Below are 4860 nucleotides of genomic sequence, written 5' to 3'. Positions count from 1 at the left end.
CTGATGGCCGGCGCGCTCGTCGGGGCCGGTACGGCTCCGGCCGCCGCGGCGGCCACCGCCTGGTCGCCGAAGACGGCGCCCATGACGACGCCGTGGACCAACCAGGTCTCCGTCGACCAGCCGCTGCCCGAGTACCCGCGTCCGCAGCTCACCCGTCCGGACTGGGCGAACCTCAACGGCATCTGGGACTTCGCGGTGACCGGCAAGGACGCCGGTCAGCCCGCGTCGTTCACCGAGCAGATCCGGGTGCCGTTCGTGGCGGAGTCCGCGCTCTCCGGCATCAAGCGCAAGATCACCGAGAACGACAAGCTCTGGTACAAGCGGACGTTCACCGTTCCGTCGAACTGGAACGGCCGACGGGTACAGCTCAACTTCGGCGCCTCCGACTGGCAGACCACGGTCTGGGTCAACGGCACGCAGGTGGGTGCGCACAAGGGCGGGTACGACGCGTTCTCGTACGACATCACCCCGCAGCTGAACGGCGGGACGAACACCGTGGTGGTGTCGGTCTACGACCCGACGCAGACCGGCGGCCAGGCCGTCGGCAAGCAGCGGATCAACGACGTGGCGCCGCACTCGGGGGGCGGGATCTTCTACACCGCCGCCTCGGGCATCTGGCAGACCGTCTGGCTGGAGCCGGTGGCCACCGCGCACGTCACCCGGCTGGACATGACCCCGAGCCTGGGTGACAGCACCCTGCGGGTGAAGGTGCAGGCGGCGGGTGCCTCGGGCCGCAGCGCCCGGGTGACCGTCTCCACCGGCGGCACGACGGTGGGCACCGCGACGGGCGTGGTGGGCGCGGAGGTCTCCGTGCCCGTGCCGAACACGCACCTGTGGACCCCCGAGGACCCGTTCCTGTACGACGTGAAGACGGAGCTGCTCGACGGCACGGCGGTCACCGACACGGTGGGCGGTTACACCGGGATGCGGTCCATCGGGCTCGCCAAGGTGGACAACATCATGCGCCCGGTCCTCAACGGGAAGTTCGTCTTCCAGACCGGCACGCTGGACCAGGGCTACTGGCCGGACGGCATCTACACCGCGCCGACCGACGCGGCGCTCAAGTCCGACCTCCAGGCGCACAAGGACCTCGGGTTCAACATGGTCCGCAAGCACATCAAGGTCGAGCCGCAGCGCTGGTTCTACTGGGCCGACAAGCTCGGGCTCCTCGTCTGGCAGGACATGCCCGCGATGGACACCGGCAAGTCTCCGGACAGCGCGGCACGGACGCAGTGGGAGGCGGAGTACCACGCGATCATCGACCAGCACCGCAGCTCGCCGTCGCTGGTGCTGTGGGTGAACGAGAACGAGGGCTGGGGTCAGTACGACCAGGCCAGGATCGCCAACGACGTCAAGGCGTACGACCCGTCCCGCCTCGTCGACAACATGAGCGGGGTCAACTGCTGCGGAGCGGTGGACGGCGGCAACGGTGACGTCGTCGACAACCACAACTACGTCGGCCCCGGGAACACCGCGCCCTCCGCGACGCGGGCGGCCGTACTCGGCGAGTTCGGCGGGCTGGGCTGGAAGGTCGCCGGCCACGAGTGGTACCCGGGCGGCGGCTTCAGCTACGAGGACCAGGCGAGCGTCTCGGCCCTCAACAACCGCTTCGTGGGGCTGATCGACAGCATCCGGATCGGTCAGCTGCCGGCCGGGCTCTCAGCCTCGGTCTACACGGAGATCACCGACGTGGAGAACGAGGCCAACGGCCTCCTCACCTACGACCGCCAGGTCGTGAAGGTGGACACCGCCCGGGTGAAGGCCGCCAACCAGGCCCTCATCGCCGCCTCGAAGGCGGGGACGACGGCGGTGACGCTGCCCACCGGCGGCTACAAGTCGCTGCGGGTCACCACCCCCGGCTACACCAACAAGTACCTGCGCCACTCGGAGGGGCTCGGGTACACGGCGGTCGTCGACGCCAACAGCACCGCGCTGCTGAAGAACGACGCCACCTGGAAGGTGGTCGCGGGGCTGGCGAACAGCAACTGCTACTCCTTCGAATCCCGCAACTACCCGGGCGAGTACCTGCGGCACCAGAACTTCCGGGTCCGCAGGGACGCGAGCGACGGCTCGGCCCTCTTCAAGGCTGACGCCACCTGGTGCGCGGTCGCGGGGACGGGCGGGGTGCGTCTGTCGAGCGTCAACCTGCCCGGCAGCTACATGCGCCACATCAACTCCGAGGTGTGGCTGGCCACTCCGGGCGGCACCAACGCCTGGGACAACGCGGCCTCCTTCACCGAGGACACCACGTGGTCGGTTGACGCCCCCTGGGCGCCGTGAGTCGAGTGGACAGGGGGAGGTCCTGATCGCCGGGGCCGTCCGTCGTTCGGTGGCCGGTCCGTCGGAATACTTCCGGCGGGCCGGTCACCGGCGTGTCCGGGGCCCGGGGCGTTCCGGCTCCAGCCCTCGGGGGACCGTCGGGCACAGCGGGCGCGGGCAACCCGCGTAACACCATGCCTTCCGCGTCCACATCAGTCGTCGCAGTCCGGCGGCAGTGTCCTCCACACGTGCACGCAGTCGAACGCTCCGGCCCCGCCCGCGGAATGTCTCAGGGTCGCGCACCGTCGAGCACCAGCGCGACGAGCCGCTCCGCCAGCCCCTCGTCCAGCGGGGCGTCGCTCACCAGGACGCGGGCGAAGAGGGGGCCGCTGACCGCTTCCACCAGCAGGCCCGGATCGGTGTCGCCGGCGAGCTCACCGCGCTCGACGCCACGCCGGACCATGACGGTCCCGCGCTCCAGCCGGTCCTTCCAGTACGGGCCCCGGCGGTCTTCCAGGGTGTCGTCCCGTTCGACGCTCAGCCGCAGCAGCGCCTGCCCCTGGGGGGTACGCAGCAGCCGGACGAGGGAGACGAAGAACGTCGTGAGGTCCTTCCGCACGTCTCCGGTGTCCGGGACGGGTACGGCCGCGTCGAGTTCGGCGACGAGCGCCTCGGCGATGAGGTTCTCCCGGGTCTTCCACCGCCGGTAGATCGACGTCTCGTGCACTCCGGCGGACCGGGCGACGGCGGAGACGGTCGCGCCCGCGAGTCCTTCGGCCGCGAGGATCTCGACGGCGGCGGTCAGTACGGCTCTGCGCATGTTCTCCCCGCGGCGGCGCAGCGGTGGGGCGGCGGGGCGGGGTGTGGTCATACCGCCAGCCTAAAGCAACTCCACTTGCACTGACCCTCCGGATCGCCGTAACGTCTAATGCAAGACGACCTGCGTTATACCGGTGGCCGTCGAGGCAGTAGTCGTTTTTGGAGGTCATGTCATGGAGCAGATGCTCGCCGCGCGCCTGCACGTCCCGAGCCGCACCCTGCGCGTCGAAGAGGTGCCCCGGCCGCAGCCCGGTCCCGGACAGGTGCTCGTGAAGGTGGAAGCGGCCGGAGTGTGCCTTTCCGACGTGCACCTGATCGGCGGCAGCCTCACCCCGCAGCTACTGGAAGGCGACACCGTCACCCTCGGTCACGAGGTGTCCGGCACGATCGCCGAAGCGGGCGAGGGCGTCACGTCCTGGGTGCCGGGTCAGCGGGTGGTGCTGTACGCGGGCGAGACCCGCGACGGAGTCACGCACACCCGGGGTGTCGACTACGACGGGGGCTGGGCCCAGTACGCGCTCTCCTCCGAGGACGCGCTGACGCTGCTGCCCGACGCCATCCCGTTCGACCAGGGCGCGATCATCCCGGACGCGGTGTCCACCCCGTGGGGTGCGATCACCGCCACCGCGGCGGTCCGGCCCGCCGAGGCGGTGGGCGTGTGGGGCGCGGGAGGTCTGGGAATCCACGCGGTGCAGCTGTTGCGCGCGGTGGGCGCGTACCCGATCGTCGCCGTCGACCCGAACCCGACCGCCCGGCAGCGGGCGCTCGCCGCCGGTGCCGACCTGGTGCTCGATTCGGCCGCACCGGACCTGGCGGAGCGAGTGGCCGCGGTCACCGGGGGAGCCGGCCTCGCGGCGGCCTTCGACTTCGCCGGGGTGCCGGCCGTGCGCGAGCAGGCGCTGACCGCCCTGGCCAAGGGGGGACGGCTCGTCCTCGTCGGCCTCACCGACAAGCCCCTGACGGTCACGCACGGAACCCGCTTCAGCTATCTCCAGCAGCGCATCCTCGGCCACTACGGCTCCGACATGCCGGTCGCCCTCCCGCAGCTCCTCGGGCTGGTCGAAGGCGGTCGGCTGGACTTCTCCGGCTCGATCAGCGGAACCCTGCCGCTGGCCGAGGCGGCGGAGGCGGTGGCCCGTCTGGAGCGCAAGGAGGGCGACCCCATCCGTCTGGTCCTGCGCCCCTGACGGGCCCTCGGACCGGTCCCGCCCGTGCGGCTCACCTGCCGGTCGCACGGGCCGAATCGCTCCACCCGCACATCCGGGGGGTGTTGTCGGGGCGGCGTCCGGGTCCTGTGAAAATAGGGGCCATGACCTGGGACGAAGGTGCCACCGTGCGGGTGGCGAGACAACCGGACGTGTTCGTGATCGGTGTCACCGGCGCGGTCGACCAGGCGGAGCGCGACCTCCTCGCCGCCGCCTGGCTGGAGGCGGCGGAGGCCGATCTGCCCGCAACGGTGGTCGATCTGTCCGGTGTCACCTTCGGGGACAGCGGACTGCTCAACGAGTTGCTGATGGCGGAGCGCGGACACCGGCTCCGGGGGCGGGCGTTCATCATCGCCGGTCCGCTGCGTCCGCAGGTGCGGCGGCTTTTCACCGTCACGGGGACACTGGATCACTTCGTCGTCGTGGGCACGGCCGGGGATGCTCCCGAGCATCGCACCGGCTGACTTCTCGTCACCGTCCGGGTTTTACGGGCGGGTTGCGGCGGGGAAGCTCGCCGAGAAGGCGCCGACCCGGGTCCTGACCTCCGAGCCCCGCCACCCGTACACCCGGATGCTCC

General features: G+C 70.9%; 4 protein-coding genes. 3 read left to right on the top strand and 1 reads right to left on the bottom strand.

The window, feature by feature from the left end:
* Nucleotides 1-2280 (top strand): AbfB domain-containing protein (locus tag ACWD3D_RS33610; RefSeq protein ID WP_451464501.1); only part of this gene is annotated, 2280 nt, incomplete at its 5' end.
* Nucleotides 2281-2548: 268 nt separating this feature from the next.
* Here ACWD3D_RS33610 and ACWD3D_RS33605 read toward each other — a convergent pair.
* On the bottom strand, nt 2549-3130 hold the full coding sequence (locus ACWD3D_RS33605; protein WP_451464500.1) for a TetR/AcrR family transcriptional regulator: 582 nt from the start codon (nt 3128-3130) through the stop codon (nt 2549-2551).
* A 121-nt stretch (nt 3131-3251) separates the two neighbouring features.
* Between ACWD3D_RS33605 and ACWD3D_RS33600 the strand changes: the two genes are divergently transcribed.
* Both ACWD3D_RS33600 and ACWD3D_RS33595 read left to right on the top strand, forming a co-directional pair.
* The gene (locus ACWD3D_RS33600; protein ID WP_451464499.1) at nt 3252-4265 is read left to right on the top strand and encodes a zinc-binding dehydrogenase; all 1014 of its coding nucleotides are present in this window, start codon (nt 3252-3254) and stop codon (nt 4263-4265) included.
* 122 nt (nt 4266-4387) lie between these two features.
* Nucleotides 4388-4747, top strand: coding sequence for an STAS domain-containing protein (locus ACWD3D_RS33595; protein ID WP_451464498.1), 360 nt, complete (start codon nt 4388-4390; stop codon nt 4745-4747).
* The last annotated feature ends 113 nt before the right edge of the window (nt 4748-4860 follow it).

The sequence above is a fragment of the Streptomyces sp. NPDC002690 genome, assembly GCF_053592415.1.
Note: the sequence above shows the minus strand (reverse complement) of the source record. Positions and strands in the feature narration are given on the sequence as shown.